The following is a 17,313-nucleotide window of genomic DNA, read 5'->3' on the forward strand; positions in this document are numbered from 1 at the left end:
CCCTAGTACATTTTTCTAGCCCGATCTAAAACGTCATCAGCCCATGTCTGACAATTACGAGCCCCAAACATATGCGGTGTAGTGATCGGATAGGCATATACGTTATATTTGGGTGTACCAATTTCATTAACAGCTTTTTTCACTGCCTCATCAAATTTTGGATCGTCTGATATTTCTTCACATTGGTCATTGCTTTTATTTTCATCGTTATCGATAAAACCATCACTCCACAACAAATTACCACCAGCTTGAAAACTAAATACTTCTCCGTCTGCTACTAAATAATCATGCCGCAGAGGGTTACCAGATGGTTTCACAGCATGTTTATTCTTATCTCCTAACCCTCTTGCGCAACGCAGAGTTCTCAGGCCTTGAGGATCCACCCAATTAACCGGATCATTTGCGACATACCCAAATAAATTACTATCCCCACCAGCAAACAATATCGGATCTTTAGCCGTCCATTTACCTATCTCCGGCAGATAATCCCGATAACCGAACCTTACCAGCCCAGTATCACGGTCATGCAGTCCACCGGCAAAGCCGAAGGGGATGGTGAAATTCTCGTTGCTGTCAGTCAGTATATTGCCAAAAGCATCATAGTCGATCCGTTTGACGATATTCCCGCTGCTGTCGGTAATAAGACGCAATGAGCCCACCTGGTCGTAGGCCAGGTAAAAATCGGCGCCTTCTGCCGTCATGGCAACAGGCATTCTGCTGTCGGCATAGAGAAAGCGCTGGAGGAGATTATTATAGCCGTCATAGACGGCCAGCAGGGTCGTCTGGCCCACCCACAGGTATTTCTCCACCGTGCTGCCGTTGATTTTCTTGGCGATTCTCCGGCCCAGCGGGTCATGGACATAGGCGATGACTGTGGTATCCGGCAGAGTGACGCTCAGCAGTTCGCCGGTGGTGGAGTAGACATACTCGGTAGTCTCACCTGCCTCGATCCGGGCCGACAGGGTGTCATCATAGTCGAACTTATAGATGACCGGCCCGGCGGTAAGGGTATGGTCCTCAAGGGAGTGGGCAAAGGTTCTGTCGGTAATATTCAGAGAAGAGTTCATCTGGTAGCTGCGGTTGCCGTTGTTGTCGTAGCGGTATTCCTCCACCAGATTGCCGTCTTTGCTGACGGTGCGCAGTCGGCCCAGGGGATCGTAGGTATAAGTAAAGAGGCTGTTTGTCCCGGCTACGGTTTCGCTCTTGGTCTTGATCCGGCCGGTGGTATCCCGGGTCAGGTCGTAGCTGTACACAGCACCCCCGATGTCGATTCCGACACCATCCACCTCGCCGTAATCGTTGAAGGTCCGGCTGAGGGTGAAGCTATTGTTGAAGACTGTCTCCGGCAGACCGTTATCACTCTTTCTGCCGATGGTAAAAGCACCGGAGCCGGTCAGAAGGCCATCCTTGTCATACCCCAGATCCTCAGTTTCCCCGGCATAGGTGAAGGAAGCAAGCTGGAAGTCGTTGTTATAGGAGAAACCAAGCGAGCCGGTCAGGGAGCCGTTCTGGGCGATTCCGGTCACCAGGTTGCCGTCATAGCTGTAGGTTGCTTTTTCCACCCCTCTGGTGATGCTGCCGACCAGGTCGCCGCAGTGATACTCGTAAATATTGGTCCATTCAGGGGTGACGGTCTTCGTCAATCTGCCCGAGGCGTAGCTGTTGACTATTGCCTTGGTGGAAGGCAGGGTTACCCTGGCGAGCTGCCGCTCTTCGTTATAGCTGTAGCTGGTGGTGCTGCCCAGCGGGGTGGTGAAGGACGAGCGGTTGTTGACCCCGTTGTAGTCGAAGCTGTTATCCGCCGGATAGGCCGTTCGATAGAGTGTCATGTTGCCGTTTTCATCGTAATTGTATTGCAACACCGAGTTATCGGCCCTCTCCATCTTCTTTAACCGGCCAACCGGGTCGTATTCGGTGAATCTGGTTATCCGGCTCAGTGGGTCGGTGATGGTGGCGACGTTGCCGGAGAGATCGTAGGCGTAGCTGGTTGTCCGTGTGCCGCTGGTGATGGAGCGCAGCTTGCCGTCGGTTCGGTAACCGTATTCCGTTTTGAGCAGGCCGGGCACACTGGCGCTGAGGGTCTGCAGAGTGTCCGGATGATAGCTTGCAGTTATACTTCTGCCTTCCGGTGAGGTGACGGTATGGGTGGCATTGACAACATCATGCTTTACGGTGGTAATCTTGTTGTTCTGGGTCACCGTTTGGGTGATGGATTCAAGCAGACCGTCTTGGTTGATATCCACATAGCTTTTGTCGATGGAGGTTACCAGCCTTAACCCGGCCGGAGTCGTCATTGTGGTGGAGTTCACGTAGGTGTGATCGAACCAGTAGTCCAGATCGCTGGAACTTTCCACCTTCGGGCCACAACTCGACTGGCTGCTGAAGTCAAGACCGTCGGCCGAGGTGTTGCTGGTGATGACCTCGCCGGAAACAGTGGTGCTGGTCCTATTGCCGGCACCGGTTGATTTGGTGTATCTTTCGACGCTGGAGCTGGTATTCGGCGTGGTGGTAGTGCTGGTTTGCCAGCCTTCGGCAGTGGCCTCTCTGGTAAACTGCCAGATTCCCTGCTCCAGGTTGGTGGTTTTATAAACCCTGCCGGTAGCGTCGAAAAAGTGTTCGAAAATATTGCCATTGGGTTCGGTTTTGGCCGTGAGCAGCCCGTCGTTATCCTGGTAGGTAAAGGTAAACTCGTTGCCGTCGGGGTAGGCCAGCTGCGTCAGCTGGTTGTATTCATCGATGGTCAGTTCGGTGCGCAGGCCATCGGGGGAGATGATGGCCGTGGCGACACCCAGCACACGTTCGATGGTTACCACATTGCCGAACTGGTCGATTATGGTACTGAGACTGCCGGTTGTATCATAGCCGAACTCCAGCAGTGGCAGTCCGGTGTCGAGATCGTAGGTGAGGCTATGGTCGCCCTCGGCGGAAATGAGGTGCCCCAGGCCGTTTTCTTCGGTAAAATAGGTTTCCTGCTGGTTATAGCTGTTGACTGAGACCTTTCTGATAAGCCGGTTGCCCCGGTCAGGGATGATGAGAAAACCTCGGGCGTCGATGCTGAGGCGATGCGGCTGCATCAACAGGGCACGGGTCGCGGCGCCATCGTCCCCGTCCAAGCCCGGTTCGCCCTTGCCGGCGACCGTTGAGATATAACCGTCGCTACCCACCTTGCGGATGACATCGCCGTTGCCGTAGTACTGGGAGAAATAGAGATTGCCGCGGGTATCGAAGGCAATACCTTGTGCATGGGTGATCTGGGCGGTTGTTGCCAAATCGCCGTCACCCGAATATCCGGATGTGCCATTCCCTGCAACGGTAGTTATGGTACCACTGGGGTCGACCTTCCTGATTCGGTTGCCGTCGGCGATATAGACGTTGCCGTCACGGTCAACGCTGACCGAAGTGGGACCGCTCAGATGCGCCTTATCTGCCGGGCCGCCGTCGCCATTGTCGACATGTATACTTGGATCGAATTGCTCACCGGTACCGGCAATGGTCCGGACCATTCCATCGGTGGATATCTTCCTCACCCGATAGCTGCTCTCGACAATTTCACCACCGGTGCACTCTCCGCTGATCGGATCGACCTCGCCGCCTATGCAGGTTGTCGCCTCGGCAAAGTATATACTGCCGGCGTCATCGACAGCGATGCTGGACGGCATAATACCTGCGAGAAGAGCCGGACCGTCGTCGCCGCTCGACTCCTGAGTACCGTTGCCGGCTATGGTGGTGATTATGCCGTTGGTATCGATCTTTCGAATCTTGTTGATGCCCGCATCGGCAACATACAGATTGCCCCGCAAGTCGAAGGCAAGATCATTTGGCATAGAGATTCGGGCCTCGCTGGCATCGATGTTGTCCTCTTCGTTGCTGCCAAGGAATCCTCCTGCAACAACTTCGACCAGTCCCGCCGTATTGATTTTTAGAATGGCGGAATGCACCTGGTTCGCCACATAAATATTTCCTTCTGCATCGAGCGCTGTGCTGACCGGAGTGCTGAAGGGAGTTTCCCGGGCCATTGCACCATCAGCTGCCCAGCCCTCTTCCCCGGTACCGGCAATTGTGGCAATAAATGCAGTGTTGTTTCTGACTACCGAACCGTCGCCCTTGTGCAGGGTTGTCGGGTCAGTCGGATGCAGTTTGTGGTGAGCCGAGATCGACCATCCCTGGGCCAAACCATGTCCCTTTTCCGCCGGGTTGATCTGCAGCTCGCTACGCCGCCAATTGATGACCTCATCTCTGGCCGGCACCTCAGTTATGGTTGTACCGAACTGGCCAAAACCCGTTTTTACCCATCCGGAATTCATATAGAAAGAGTCGTAAACATAACCTATGTTCACATGGGCGGTTACATTATGCAACACCCTCTTGTTCAACAGATCACGGCCATCCCAAACGAACTCGGTTATCTGGTTGGGGAGCGGTTCAAGAGACTTCCTGAACTTGCGTCCTGCAATATCCATTTCCACGTCAATACGCTTGACCATGAAAGGATTAACTATTTCTCCGCTGACTGGAACAGATATGACCTGTTTATATCCTTCAGCGCGATCACTGGCATAAGCCAGACTTAAGGAAGTTCCTGGGATGTCAATATTTTCATAAAAAATTCGACTCTCATTACCGACGGATGAACCGGTAGAGGATTTTGGACAATCGGGACAGAGCTGTTCGAGCAATTCGGCAGCATCCACTCCGAGCATTTTTAGAAGGTAGTGATAATAAACAGGCCAGTTGAAATCCAACGGGGAGAAGTGATCCAACTCCATACGCCAAAAAGACGCACCAGGAGCATACAATTGCGAATCGCCGAGTCCGATTGCTTCATCCTGAAGATTGCCATTGCCGTTGAGGTCATCCGGCTGGCCGTCGCCATCCTTATCGATCCCATCGACTACTGCGTCGCCGTTGGTATCGAGGAGGGTTACGACGATGCCGTTGGGGATGGCAATCCAGATGCCTTTATCCCGGTCGTAATAGCCTGTCGGCACTGCTGTTCCGACCTCGAATCCCAGGAAATTATTCACCCAGGTGACAACCGGTTTGCTGAAACGAACGCGGTCAACCCCATCGATCTGCAATTCGGCACAGTAGGTGTAGGCCGAGGTTTTGGGCAACTTGGCCGGCATCGAAGCCGAGGTTTGATATTCGGTGGCACGGACCGTAAAGTTTGTCAGTTTCTGCACGGCGTTCCCTTGTTCATCGACGACAAAGGCCTGGTTATCGCCCTGGAAAACCATGGTCAGCGCCCGCAAGCCCGAGGTGTCGGTGACCGGAGAACTTCTATGGGTGATGACGGTGGCAGGGTTGCCGTCGAGTTGTATTGCAGTCTTCCGTGTATCCTGCTGCAGCAGTTGGACGGTCTCGGCAATGCCGATATCGTTCACCGGCACATGAACCTGACGCTGGGCCGGCAGATAACTGTCAAGGTTATATATCAGAGTAAGCGTGGTCCCGCCTTCAACGGGCATGACAAATTTGCCCTCGGCATCGGTGACAACCGTGCCATACTCAGGATGATCGAGAACGGTTACCGCAACGCCCGCGAGCAGGTTCCCCGGCAGATCCTTCACCTCGCCGGTGGCCAGACTGAACCTTTGCGGATCATAGCTTTCCACCGTGGCATCGGCCGGAATCCGGTTGTTATACAGGGCACCGAAGGAACCGGTCGGCTGAAGAGATGGATTGCCGGTAACGAATACCCTGACCTTGACACTTGCAACTCCTCCCTGGCTGGTTGCGGTAAGGGTATAGGTGGTTGAGTGTTCCGGGGCCAACAGTACAGAGCCGTTCAGAGCGACATCGCCTATGCCGTTGTCGATATGAACATGCTGGGCATCAAGCGTGGTCCAGGAAAGTGTAGTTGATTCCCCCCCGGCTATGGAGGCAGGAGATGCGGAGACGTCAATGGTGGGCTGCGCGGCAAAATCACTGACATACACCGTCGCAGTTGCCGTGGCGGTACCGCCTTTCCCCGTTGCCGTGATAGTGTAGGTGGTTGTTTGTCCAGGCGTAACGGCGACCGAGCCGTTTGCCGGAAGGTAACCGACACCATTATCAATTGCTGCGTACTCCGCCTCAGTGGTTTGCCAGATCAACCTGGTGGTTTGTCCCGGCTGTATCGCCTGATCGTCGCTGGCAAGCCGCACCGATGGAGGATTGCCTGCGAACATGGCTACCCGGAAGTCGTGCTTGCTGTTGGCCCCGGCCATGAGTATCTGCCGGCTCAATGTTCTGCCGTCGGGCAAGGTAACCTGGATGGTATGCTGGCCGTCGGCAAGGGACAGTGAGTATCCACCGGCCGATGCCGAATAGGCCATGGCGCCGCTGGTAAGATCACGGATCAGGGCATGGGCGACACCCTCACCGCTATCGTAAAACTGATCCGAGTCAACATCTTCATAAACAACTCCCAGGAGGACGTACTCTTCATCTTTGTTATCACCAAAATTACAGGTGACCACACCACCATGGGGAAAATCTGTCTGAATGCTTTCGTGGAGATAGCCGACCCCCACTTCCGTCCAGTTTTCTCCGAGTATGTTGATCCTGTGTCCGCGACCCGGGTAGTCAATATCAAGGAAGAGATCATCGTGCAGATCAAGAGAGGTTTGATGGGAGTCGATGGGAGTGCTTGCCATTGCGGCAGCGATGTTTTCTCCTGTCCCGCCGACATATCCTTCGGCGAGACATCGCTGTGCCGGACTGCTGCCGTCACTGCCCTCATGGGCGAAATAATGATTGTTCACCATATCCTGGCTATGACCGCGCGCAGCTTTGATCAATTTCTCATTGAACTTTAATGGGGCTAATGGCTTATCACTGATAAATGTATCGGGTGGACCTTCGTTCAGGTCAATATTCAACCTTGCCGCCTCCAGCGGAGGGTTAGCTCTTGCCCGGTTGATGGCCTCGAGATGAACCTGCTCTTCCGGAGTGGGGTCACCGTAGGGATCATCGACGACAATGACTACACCTGCCCTGGCTGTTTTTTCTTCGGCGCCTCTTACCCTGATGATATATTCTACTGTTCCGGTGGGGGATACCAGCGCTGTTCCACTGCAGGTAACCTCGTCCAGATCGGGTCCAATGGACGCCCCGGTGCAGTTTTCACTGGTCCAGGTGAGGGTCACGGTATCCCCAAAAAAGATTCGATGCTTGTCCGCGCTGATGGTTACCGTCGGTATGGCAAGGTATAAAACAATTGTCGTGGCCGATTTCTGCTGTCCGTAACTATCTTCAGCTTCAACAAGAACAGTATGCTCCCCCTCCGTTGCAAGGGCCACCTCTGCGGTAAAAATGTTGCCGGCAACTGTTGCCGCCGTACCATTAACGGTGACGGTGGCACCTTCTGTTACCTGACCGCTTACCGTGACTGTCGGGGTTGCTGTAACAGCCCCCGCCACAGGGGTGTCAATTTGCAGAACCAAATCCGGGATGACCATAACGACAACACTCTCTTCGGTAGTCCCTCCCTGCCCGGTTGCGCTAAGGGTATAGGTGGTGTTTTCGGTCGGCGTTACAGACGTTGTTCCGCTGGTGGCTACCGCTCCGATCGCCGGACTGATGGAGACAGTCTGTGCATTGGTTGTAGACCAGCTGAACAACGTTGGAGCACCCGCCATCACTGTCAATGGCGTGGCTGAGAAGGTTACTGTTGGCTTGGGATACGTAACCGTGACAATGACATTTCTTGATATCGTGCCGCCAGGTCCCGTCGCTGTTGCAATATAGGTTGTGGTCTGGCTGGGGTTGACGGACAGTGATCCCTGGAGACCCACCGTTCCGATGCCCTGGTTGAAGACCACCTTGTCGGCAAAACTACTCGACCAGGTGAGCTGTACGGATTCACCGTTCATGACCGTGGCTGGAGTTGCCTGCAGGGTCAGGGTAGGCGCCTGCTGCACAACCGTGATGGTCCGGCTGGCGGTTGTTGTTCCGCCAGGACCGGTAGCGGTAGCGGTGTAGGTCGTTGTGACCTCCGGGGTAACCGTGGTTGAACCGGAGGTCGCAACAGGACCGATTCCAGGGGCTATGGCCAAAGAATCGGCATAATTGCTGAGCCAGGTGAGTGTAGTCGAGTTACCTCGAATAATGATAGTTTCCTGGGCGGAAAGAGTGACCGCAGGTGGAGGATTAATCGGCAGTACTGTAATGGTAACGCTGTCCTTGACTACACCTCCAGGACCGCTTGAAGTCATGGTGTAGGTGGTGGTAACCGATGGCGTTACCGTAACCTCACCGCCAAGAGCAACCGCCCCTATGTTCTGATCTATGACGCAGCTGGTGGCGTTGGCAAACACCCAGGTCAGTTTAACGTCTTCCCCCTCTTTAATCGTTGTGGCAGTGGCTTTGAGATCTGCCACCGGAGCAACAAACGTTATCCCGACATAACGATAGACAGTTCCTCCCGTTCCAATCATTTTGAGAGTATACTTTGTTGGCTTGTCAGGGGTAACTGTTATTGACCCGGTGCAGTCGACCACACCCACATCAGGGGTAATGGTGCACTCGGTGGCACGAGTGCTCGTCCATGCAAGCGTTGAACTGTCGCCGACTTTCAATACGGTTGGGTCGGCGGATAAGGTACCGGTGGGCGCTGTCTGGTAGAGCGTAACGCTCCTTGTCACGGGGCTTCGTTCATTGGTCGCGGTGACGGTGTAGGTTATCGGCAGACTCTCCGGTGTAACGGTAATACTTCCTTGTGCGGCTATATCGCCGACACCCTGGTTCATCGTCACCGTATCGGCACATCCGGCATGCCAGGTAAGTTTTACACTATCACCCAGGTCGATGTAATGAGCTGAGGTATACAACGAGACAGTCGGGGAATTAGGAAAGGAGAGCGTACGTGTACGCACACCGCCATCGCCGGTGGCACGCAGGGTGTAGCTGCCGGCAGCCAAAGGATATACCTGCATTGAACCGGAAAGAGCAACCTCGCCAATATCGGGACTGATCGTGACGCTTGTTGCGTTACCTGTGGACCATGTAAGCGTGAGAGGTTCGCCAGGAGTCATGTTGCAGGTTGGGGAAATAGAAAAGTTACTTGTCGGTGCGGGCGGTGCGGGCGGTGCAGCAATATACACCGTCGCTCGGTAATTTCGGGATGTAAAGGCATTGCTCACACTCATGTTGTAAGAGGTTGTCTCTGTCGGAGTGATAACCAATGAGCCGGAAGACGTCACTGGACCTATGTCATGGTCAATAAGTGACTCGGTCGAGCAATACGGGGTCCAGTGCAATGTTGTGCTTTGCCCTTTGTAAATAGAGTTTGGCGAAAAATAGAATGATGCCGATGGATATGATGGGACAGTTCTTTTCGTTAATGCAGCGTCATTGAAGGCGGTAAGTGTATAGACTGTTGGTGTATCAGGTGAGGGAATGGTCAAAGTGCCGTTTTGGGGAACTACGCCGATATTCGGTTCGATCAGCACAGTAGCGGCAAGCGTTGTGCTCCAGGAGAGAGTTATGGTATCGCCCGGATTTGCACCGGAACATGGATCGACGGTAAACTGTGCGGTAGGTTGAGAATAAACATGCACGCTCAAGTTCTGGGTTGTTTCCCCGCAGCGGCCGTCTGTCACCTTAACGGTAGCCTGGTACCAGCCGCTCTGTATGCCCGACGGCTTCCACTGGACAAGGCCTGTCGAGGGGTCAATGGTCATTCCGGCTGGAGCCTTTTCCAGCTCGTAGAATAACGGATCGTTGTCCGGATCGGTTGCTTTTACCTGATAGGTATAGGGGGTATCCCAATAGGCATATGTGACGGGATTTGAGGTTATGACCGGGTAATCAATTTTACCCGGCTCAGGCTGATTGGACATGGAATGTACCGGAATAATTTCACCGGTTTCACCATTCAGATCAAAAACGTGCCATACGTTGCCGTAACTATTGGGAACGGTGAACACGATCGGCTCACGGTTTCCCGAATAAACCTTGACCTGTGCGCCTGAGAGTGCCAACCATCGGCTATTGGAATAACGATTTGTGAAGTCGTGAACGTAATACCGGTATGTTCCCGAGACCTTGTCGGTAATGGTTGTTGTTTCAGGGCCATACCCATTCCGGTCATCAAGATCGAGGTTGGCGGTAGGGATGGTTTTATTAAAATAATAACAATGATATCTGCAGCCTGTATCGTTTGGTTGCGTGAGATGTGCTTCAAGGTCGGCGGGGCTTTGATTCCAGGTGAGAACAATACGGATTTCATTATCGGCAAGAACCGGAGAGAGCACCAGGTCCTGATCGGTGAGATCAACATTTTCAGCGAGGGCTACTGCCTTACTGCTCTCGATATATCCCTGGAGTGCTGCAGACAAGTGATAGTTTCCTGCTGCAAGTTCGGTAAAGGAGAAGGTTCCATTCTCGTCCGATTGGGTCGTTGCCACCGCTGTGCTCGGAATCCCATTATTATCAAGGCGGAGAAATATCTGGACAGTACTGAGGGAGTCACCATTGACAGCGTCAATTACATTTCCGGTGATCGAGCTTTTCCCCAAGGGAATATCCTGGCAAAGAAACATGTCGGTTGAAACCAGATTGTTCAGCTCATCGACCTCTTCATGCGCACCAGCACCGGAGCCGTCATCGTCGATTCGTGCAAAAAATGAGATCTCTCCGGATGGAGGATTGCTCCAGCGATAGGTGACTGTTTCAGTCTCTGTCGGCAGAAGCATCCCCTGGGTATCACTCCTGCCAATAAATTGTCCGCCTTCTTCCGGATTACCATTGTAAAAAGCAACAGCCACACCTGCCGGAATTTCGGCCTCTCCCTGGTTGGTTGCCTGCGTGGTTAGGTCAATATAGACTGGACAATTGGAAGGGTCTGCTACCAGGCTTACCGCCACAAGATCTGTTAGAGGATCTTTAACGGCCTGGATGATTTCGATGGTGAGATAGGAACCGGGCTTGCTTTCAAGCTCAACCCGAAGTTCATTGTCGGCATCCAGGGAAAGAGGTGTTTCGAGAATATAGGTCTGATGTTTGAAATCTTTATGGGTAAAGAGAACAGAGCCGTTGAGGCTGACCACGCCGGATGTGACTCGGTTATCATTATTTGATTTCTGACCTTCAAGGCCATTGCGAATAATAAGCCAGGCCTCTCCTGGTTCTGCGAAAAAAGTATCCAGGTAAATATCAGGCGCTCCGGTAGTGCGGACATATTTTTTTGGCCCAAAAGCAGTTATTTCGTTGCCATTTGCTATGGATAAGACCAGAACAAAGCTTATAAACACAATAATAAGCGCACAAAGCCGAAAAAAAATATTCGTTCTTTTCACAATCTCCTCCATTGCAGTTAACTGTTTCAAAAAAATATGCCACTTCGATACTTACCCACAGCCTCCCACAATTTTCATACAATCCATAATATCCGTCGACAGCACCGGCCCCGTAAAATATGCCGAAAAGTATTATCTTCTTCTTGGCGAGTGATTATCGTACGGGTATACTTTGTAGCAACATGACCAGTATTCACCATTAAAAGAGAGGAAGTGACAATGTACGAAAATGCCAGACAGATACCATTAGCACAGGCCCGGCAGGAGGCCTCGACTGTTTTTCTTGCCAAGGTTTTCAACTGGATGGCCGTTGGCCTGGGAATCACCGGGATTGTGGCATATTTTACCGCCCATACCAGCCTGGCCATGGCCATTATCGGCAGTCCCCTGTTCTTCATTCTGATGATAGGCGAACTGGGACTCGTTTTTTACCTTTCCGCCCGGATTGAGAAAATCCAGGCGTCAACCGCTACCAGCCTGTTCGTCGGCTATTCCGTGCTCAACGGGCTTACTCTGTCGGTGGTCTTTCTCGCCTATACCAGCTCGTCCATCGCCGGGACCTTTTTTATAACCGCCGGCATGTTTGGCGCGATGGCCGTTTATGGTCTGGTGACGAAGCGCGATCTTTCCGGATGGGGATCCTTTCTTTTTATGGGACTTATCGGCATTATCATTGCTTCAATCGTCAATATCTTCCTGAAAAGTTCCGGGATGTACTGGGTGATATCCCTCATCGGCGTGTTCATCTTTACCGCTCTGACCGCTTACGATGTGCAGTCGATTAAAAAGATAGGTGAGGAAGGAATAATGGCCCAGGGCGAGGAGGCTATTCGCAAAGGTTCGATCATGGGGGCTTTGCGGCTTTATCTCGACTTTATCAATCTGTTTCTTATGCTGCTGCGATTTTTCGGCGGCAGCAGAGACTGATCGCCTAAAGAACGGTTGATGCACTCCTGCGGTTAAAAGGCACGCCCTTGCACCGGGCGTGCTTTTTTATTTCACCCATATACCGTCTTTACGTTTTGGCAAACAAAAAGAGGCGGAAAATCGTGTTGCCACGACTTTCCGCCTCTTCTTGTTTTTTAGTATTTACAATCGACTTCTATACGGCGCTGATCTGGATAGTTCGTGGTTTAGCCGCTTCCGTTTTTGGTAAATGAAGTTTAAGCACCCCTTCTTTCAGTTCCGCATTGACCTTGCCGACATCTATTGACTGGGGAACCGAAAAAATGCGCCGATACTCAACGTCGCCAAATTCCTGCCAGGTTGAGGTACCTTTTGTTTCTAACTTGCGCATTCCGGATATCTCCAGTTTGCCATTGTCGACGTTTATCGTCACTTGCTCCTTGGTGACCCCAGGCATGTCGGCCTGCAGTAATATTTCGTCCTCGTTTTCATAGATATCCACCACCGGGGCAACCCTTGGCATATCCTGCCGTCTTGCCACTATATTTTCCTTTCTTGGCGTCAGATCAGTCTTCTCATTCATAGTTCACCTCCGAAAAAGTAGGTATATTTCAGATAGAAAGTTATTTAATGCTGATTTGTTTTGGTTTTGCCGCTTCTGCCTTTGGTAATACCAGAGTCAGCAGACCATTTTGTAATACGGCTTCGATTTTATCGGCATTAACCTCGGCAGGCAGGGTGAAACTACGGGTGAATGACGTCATGTCCCGTTCAACACGATGGACCTTATAGCCTTCCGGGGCATCGGATTTGCGTTTACCGCTTAATTCCAGATAATTTCCTTGAATCCTGATATTCAGATCTTCCTTGGTTAGTCCGGCAACCTCGGCAATAATTTGAAATGAATCGCCGGCGTCATAAAGATTCGTTCGTGGAGAACCATTGAATACCTGCCACCCATAATCTTCGCCATAGGGCCCTTCGTACTCCGTGAATACTCTGTTCAATTTGGAACGAAGTAAGTCCATGGTATCGAACATCCGATCAATATCACTTAATCTTGTCCACATAGCTGTTCCTCCTGTTCATTGGTTTTGTTGGACGGTTGTCGTCACAGAAAATACCAGGTAAAAGGTTTCAAATTTTTTAAAAATCAACTACGACACATCAGCTACCAATCTTCTGAACTCACTTTCTCTGTTGAGAAGAATAAATACAGGCAAATTCCATGTCAATATCATAAAAAAATAAAAATGCTTTTTTAAACAATATTACTATTTAGACAGTAATTGACAAAATAATATAAATGATATAATTTCCCGGTAAGGAGAGTTGGAATGAATATGAAAAGGGATGAAACAGCTTTGAATAATAGGGAAATTTCTTTTGATGAGTTGCGCAAGAAACAGTCTGTGCGCGCGACATTCAAGCTTCCCCAAGAGATCATCGATCTTTTGGGAGTTATTGCCGGGCAGTTGGGGATCAAGCAGAAATCCTTACTCGATCAGCTCGTCGAAGATACCTCCCTCCTTGTCAAGCTGGCTCAGGAAAATGAACAGTCGCGTGAAGAGCAGACGACGCGGCGGCAAAAAACATTTGTCATCAGCAGAAGTTCCTTGCGGTCGATCAATGACATCGCCAAAAAACAAAACATCTCCAGGGATGCCCTGGTGGAAATTTCCATCAAAAGACTTCTGCCGATTATTGAAACCGAGTTGGAAAAACACAATATTCGAAAGACAATTCTCAAAGAGATGAAAAATTATTTAAGAATTGGCGAGAACCTTCTGGAAAAAACCCAAAATTTACTTGGAAAAGATGATGTCCTCTATGACATGCTGGAAAAGCAGGTGAGTCTCACGCAAAAAAACATTGTGACGGTTCATGCCATTATCGAAAAAGGCATGCCGATGGAGGAGTGGTAGGGCCGCCAAAGGTCTTGCGAGCACCGCTGCAGAAAGCTGTTTCCGCGTAGAGAACACGGATTATTCTGAAAATTCTTGGAAAAATTGGAATTACTTCAGGAGGATCTGAGATGCCCCAGGATTATTACGTTATTTTAGGAATTCCCGCCGATTCCACACAAACCGATATCAAGGCTGCTTATCGCCGGCTCGCAAAAGAATTTCATCCGGATTATTACGGACAAAACCATGAACCCTTTCAGGTTGTCCAGGAGGCGTATTCCGTCCTCAGCGACCCGGAAAGCCGCAGGATATATGACGAGTCCTTACAGGATACTCCTCGGAAATACCAGGCACGAAATGTGCAGCCGGTGCATCGATCTTACCACGAGACAATTGAACCTCTGGTGCCCGGCAGAGATGCTCATTTTAGTAACAGACACTTTCCGGACAGATCATTTTACCATCCCCACACCCCAATCAACAGCATCTTCGACCAGTTTTTCGGTACGTCAAGGAGCCGTCAGCAGCTGGAAACGAGCCGGGCTGAAGATATCACTGTTGAGGTCAGTTTGACCCCGGCACAGGCACAAAGCGGTGGCCGACTCCGTCTGCAGGTACCCATCCGCATGCCTTGTCCTGCGTGTCACGGAAAGGGCTATTCCAGATATGCGACTTGCCACCATTGCCATGGAGCGGGAGTCCTGTCGGGACAAAAAACCGTCGTGCTGCCTTATCCCGCCGGCATAAGGAAAGATCATTCTCTGCAGTTTGTGCTGCGACCATCTCCTGCAGGGGAGATCTCGCTCAATGTACTTTTTAGAATTAAGTGAAGGTGCGAGACATTATCAAACAGCTTGAAATTGGACGAATGGCGTTCTATCGTCATTTCCCTCCAGAGCGGATCAGTGAGCATAAGGTAGCTTCACATCAGCCAGTCATAATCACCGGCAAAAGAGGCAATGCTGTACTCGTATCTGAAGAAGACTGGAATGCAATATCTGAAACACTCTACCTTCTTCAGTGCCAGGAATGCAGGAATCTATCAAAGAGAGGATCGAGCAGGATCTGACGGAATGTTCAAAGGAGCTTGATTGGCGACGTGGGAAATTGTTTTCACAAAACAAGCTCAGAAAGATGCAAAAAAGCAGGCAACTGCTGGATTAAAGGCCAAAGCACAAAGACTTCTTGAAATAATCCGAAAAGACCCTTTTCAAAATCCACCACCTTGCGAAAGGTTGATCGGTGATCTTGCCGGGGTTTATTCACGCAGGATAAATACCCTATATCGGCTCATTTCAGATACGGTTGTCTACCGGTCGAAGATGAGCCATGGCGGCAACAAGCGGAATTTCGAGATGTTTGCACCCCTTGAATTCATTGCGGCAATTACCCAGCATATTCCTGAAAGGCTCGCCCAAATGGTCAGATATTACGGTTGGTATTCAAATAGAATGTGGGGCGACCGCCAAAGATCCGAGTTATTACAGGGGGGAGTCGGAGAAAACGGAATTGCAAAACAGCGAGGTAATTATCATAAGCAATTTCCGCACGAAGAAAATCCCGCCTCTGGTCTGGCGTGAGTGCATCAAAAAAGTCTGGGAGGTAGATCCGCTTCTTTGAAACCACTGCAGTGGATTGATGAAGATCGTGAGTTTCGTCTACGAACATCGGGTGATCAAGAAGATCCTGGCTCATCTTGGCTTATTGCGGGAAAGATCTTGGCGAGCTTGGGTCAATGACAGTCATTGGTTTCAGTGTAAAATTATTTGCTAAAAATGTCGGCAAAAGGTAGTTTTGATGGATTGGAGCGGATCGCTCTTCGTTGTAAAGGGCTTTTTTTAGGAAGCCCGAAGAAAGCAACTGCTTATCACCTCACCATCACCCACCCACCCTCACCTCACCATAACGGAGGTAATGCAGTGACAAAGGTTCTGATTCTAACATCGACGAAACGCGTGGAAAAATTTTCTGATTTATCAGGTATTCCAAAAGACTGGGAACTAATTTTCGGTGAAAATTTGAATACTGATGATGCGGTGTTGCAAACTGCTGGCGATGCTGATTTTATTTTTGCAGATGCCGTTCGGGAAGTCAGTAAAACTCTGATTGATAACATGCCCAATCTCAAACTCATCCACTCCGAAGGTGTAGGCTATAATAAAATTGATAGTCAGGCCGCTAAAGAAAAAAATATCTACGTCTGTAACAATACCGCCGCCAACTCCGGTGCGGTAGCGGAGCAAACCATTCTGCTTATGCTGGGCCTCCAACGACGGCTTCTCGAAGGCGATCAGATGGTACGCAGCGGTCACCAGATCCAAGCCAAAGGTTCATTTATCCTCGACGGCATTCCGGAGCTGGGTTACTGTCATGTGGGTCTAATCGGCATGGGTTCCATTGCCCTTGAAACTGCGAAGCGTTTGAAGCCATTTGGTTCAAAGCTCAGCTATTTCAACCGGTCCCGAAAAAACGAAGCTGAAAACGAACTGGGGCTAAGCTATCTGCCGTTGGAAGACCTCTGCAAACAATGTGACATCATCAGCCTGCATTTACCGGTAACCGCTGAAACCACTGGCCTGATCAATGCCGAACTGCTGTCGCTGATGAAACCATCTGCCCTGCTTATCAATACTGCCCGTGGGGAGCTGGTTGTCCAGGAAGATCTGGTCGCAGCATTATCAGCCGATCTGATCGCAGGAGCTGGTCTTGACACCCTGTATCCGGAACCGGTTATGTTGGACAATCCACTGCTTAATCTGCCGGAGAGTTGTCATGACAAACTGCTTTTCAGCCCCCATATTGGCGGAACCACCAAACCGGCTTTTGAAAAAATGCATAAAACAGTCTGGGCAAATATTCTGGCGGTAGCAAAAGGAGAATGCCCCATAAATATTGTCAATGGGTTATAATCGATCTAAAGAAATGAAAGGCCACCAACTACGCACTGGTGGCCTGTTCATTTCTAAATCATGGTGTCTTAAGCTGGTCAAAGATAGTGATGTGTTGTTCAAATTAGCTTAACAGAAAAACCACGATTTCTATCATGATCCCGGCGATAGCAAACAAAGCCGGATTAAAATAATACCGACGATCACCAAGGACTAGAAATTCTTCGGATCTGAAGAGACCCATCTACTCCTGAAAATCGGATAAAGCGCACAATTTAAGCCAAAAAAACAACCCCATAAGCACGGTTTAGTTGAAACCGTGCTTTTTTC

At 50.6% G+C, this 17,313-nt stretch carries 8 protein-coding genes and 1 pseudogene; 6 read left to right on the forward strand and 3 right to left on the reverse strand.

Features of this window, described 5'->3' with window-relative positions; all coding sequences use genetic code 11:
• Positions 1 to 2 precede the first annotated feature (2 nt).
• Positions 3 to 11,282, reverse strand: coding sequence for an NHL domain-containing protein (locus ACYQ8U_RS11990; RefSeq protein ID WP_459945784.1), 11,280 nt, complete (start codon positions 11,280 to 11,282; stop codon positions 3 to 5).
• Positions 11,283 to 11,501: 219 nt separating this feature from the next.
• Between ACYQ8U_RS11990 and ACYQ8U_RS11995 the strand changes: the two genes are divergently transcribed.
• The gene (locus ACYQ8U_RS11995; protein ID WP_459945785.1) at positions 11,502 to 12,209 is read left to right on the forward strand and encodes a Bax inhibitor-1/YccA family protein; all 708 of its coding nucleotides are present in this window, start codon (positions 11,502 to 11,504) and stop codon (positions 12,207 to 12,209) included.
• Positions 12,210 to 12,384: 175 nt separating this feature from the next.
• On the opposite strand, the gene ACYQ8U_RS12000 is transcribed toward ACYQ8U_RS11995, so the two are convergent.
• Both ACYQ8U_RS12000 and ACYQ8U_RS12005 read right to left on the reverse strand, forming a co-directional pair.
• On the reverse strand, positions 12,385 to 12,771 hold the full coding sequence (locus ACYQ8U_RS12000; RefSeq protein WP_459945786.1) for an Hsp20/alpha crystallin family protein: 387 nt from the start codon (positions 12,769 to 12,771) through the stop codon (positions 12,385 to 12,387).
• A 40-nt stretch (positions 12,772 to 12,811) separates the two neighbouring features.
• Entirely contained in the window at positions 12,812 to 13,258 is a 447-nt protein-coding gene (locus tag ACYQ8U_RS12005) for an Hsp20/alpha crystallin family protein (RefSeq protein WP_459945787.1), read from the reverse strand.
• 267 nt (positions 13,259 to 13,525) lie between these two features.
• Between ACYQ8U_RS12005 and ACYQ8U_RS12010 the strand changes: the two genes are divergently transcribed.
• The 5 genes and pseudogenes from ACYQ8U_RS12010 to ACYQ8U_RS12030 all read left to right on the forward strand — a co-directional run bounded on the left by ACYQ8U_RS12010 (position 13,526) and on the right by ACYQ8U_RS12030 (position 17,004).
• Complete coding sequence (locus ACYQ8U_RS12010; protein ID WP_459945788.1) at positions 13,526 to 14,113, forward strand: hypothetical protein; 588 nt, start codon at positions 13,526 to 13,528, stop codon at positions 14,111 to 14,113.
• Positions 14,114 to 14,223: 110 nt separating this feature from the next.
• Positions 14,224 to 14,925, forward strand: coding sequence for a DnaJ domain-containing protein (locus tag ACYQ8U_RS12015; RefSeq protein WP_459945789.1), 702 nt, complete (start codon positions 14,224 to 14,226; stop codon positions 14,923 to 14,925).
• Positions 14,926 to 14,963: 38 nt separating this feature from the next.
• Positions 14,964 to 15,190 (forward strand): annotated as a pseudogene (locus ACYQ8U_RS12020) (type II toxin-antitoxin system Phd/YefM family antitoxin); the annotation flags it as partial.
• Complete coding sequence (locus ACYQ8U_RS12025; RefSeq protein ID WP_459945790.1) at positions 15,187 to 15,675, forward strand: Txe/YoeB family addiction module toxin; 489 nt, start codon at positions 15,187 to 15,189, stop codon at positions 15,673 to 15,675. The pseudogene ACYQ8U_RS12020 and the gene ACYQ8U_RS12025, both read left to right, overlap by 4 nt.
• Before the next feature lie 195 nt (positions 15,676 to 15,870).
• Positions 15,871 to 17,004, forward strand: a complete 1,134-nt coding sequence (locus ACYQ8U_RS12030; RefSeq protein ID WP_459945791.1) for a 2-hydroxyacid dehydrogenase — start codon at positions 15,871 to 15,873, stop codon at positions 17,002 to 17,004.
• The last annotated feature ends 309 nt before the right edge of the window (positions 17,005 to 17,313 follow it).

The organism is Desulfocastanea catecholica (assembly GCF_054657295.1).

Bases quoted from the DNA above. Each gene is read 5' to 3' on its own strand.
- ACYQ8U_RS11995 (WP_459945785.1), top strand. From the start codon at position 11,502: ATGTACGAAAATGCCAGACAGATACCATTAGCACAGGCCCGGCAGGAG.
- ACYQ8U_RS12000 (WP_459945786.1), bottom strand. From the start codon at position 12,771: ATGAATGAGAAGACTGATCTGACGCCAAGAAAGGAAAATATAGTGGCA.
- ACYQ8U_RS12005 (WP_459945787.1), bottom strand. From the start codon at position 13,258: ATGTGGACAAGATTAAGTGATATTGATCGGATGTTCGATACCATGGAC.
- ACYQ8U_RS12010 (WP_459945788.1), top strand. From the start codon at position 13,526: ATGAATATGAAAAGGGATGAAACAGCTTTGAATAATAGGGAAATTTCT.
- ACYQ8U_RS12015 (WP_459945789.1), top strand. From the start codon at position 14,224: ATGCCCCAGGATTATTACGTTATTTTAGGAATTCCCGCCGATTCCACA.
- ACYQ8U_RS12030 (WP_459945791.1), top strand. From the start codon at position 15,871: ATGTCGGCAAAAGGTAGTTTTGATGGATTGGAGCGGATCGCTCTTCGT.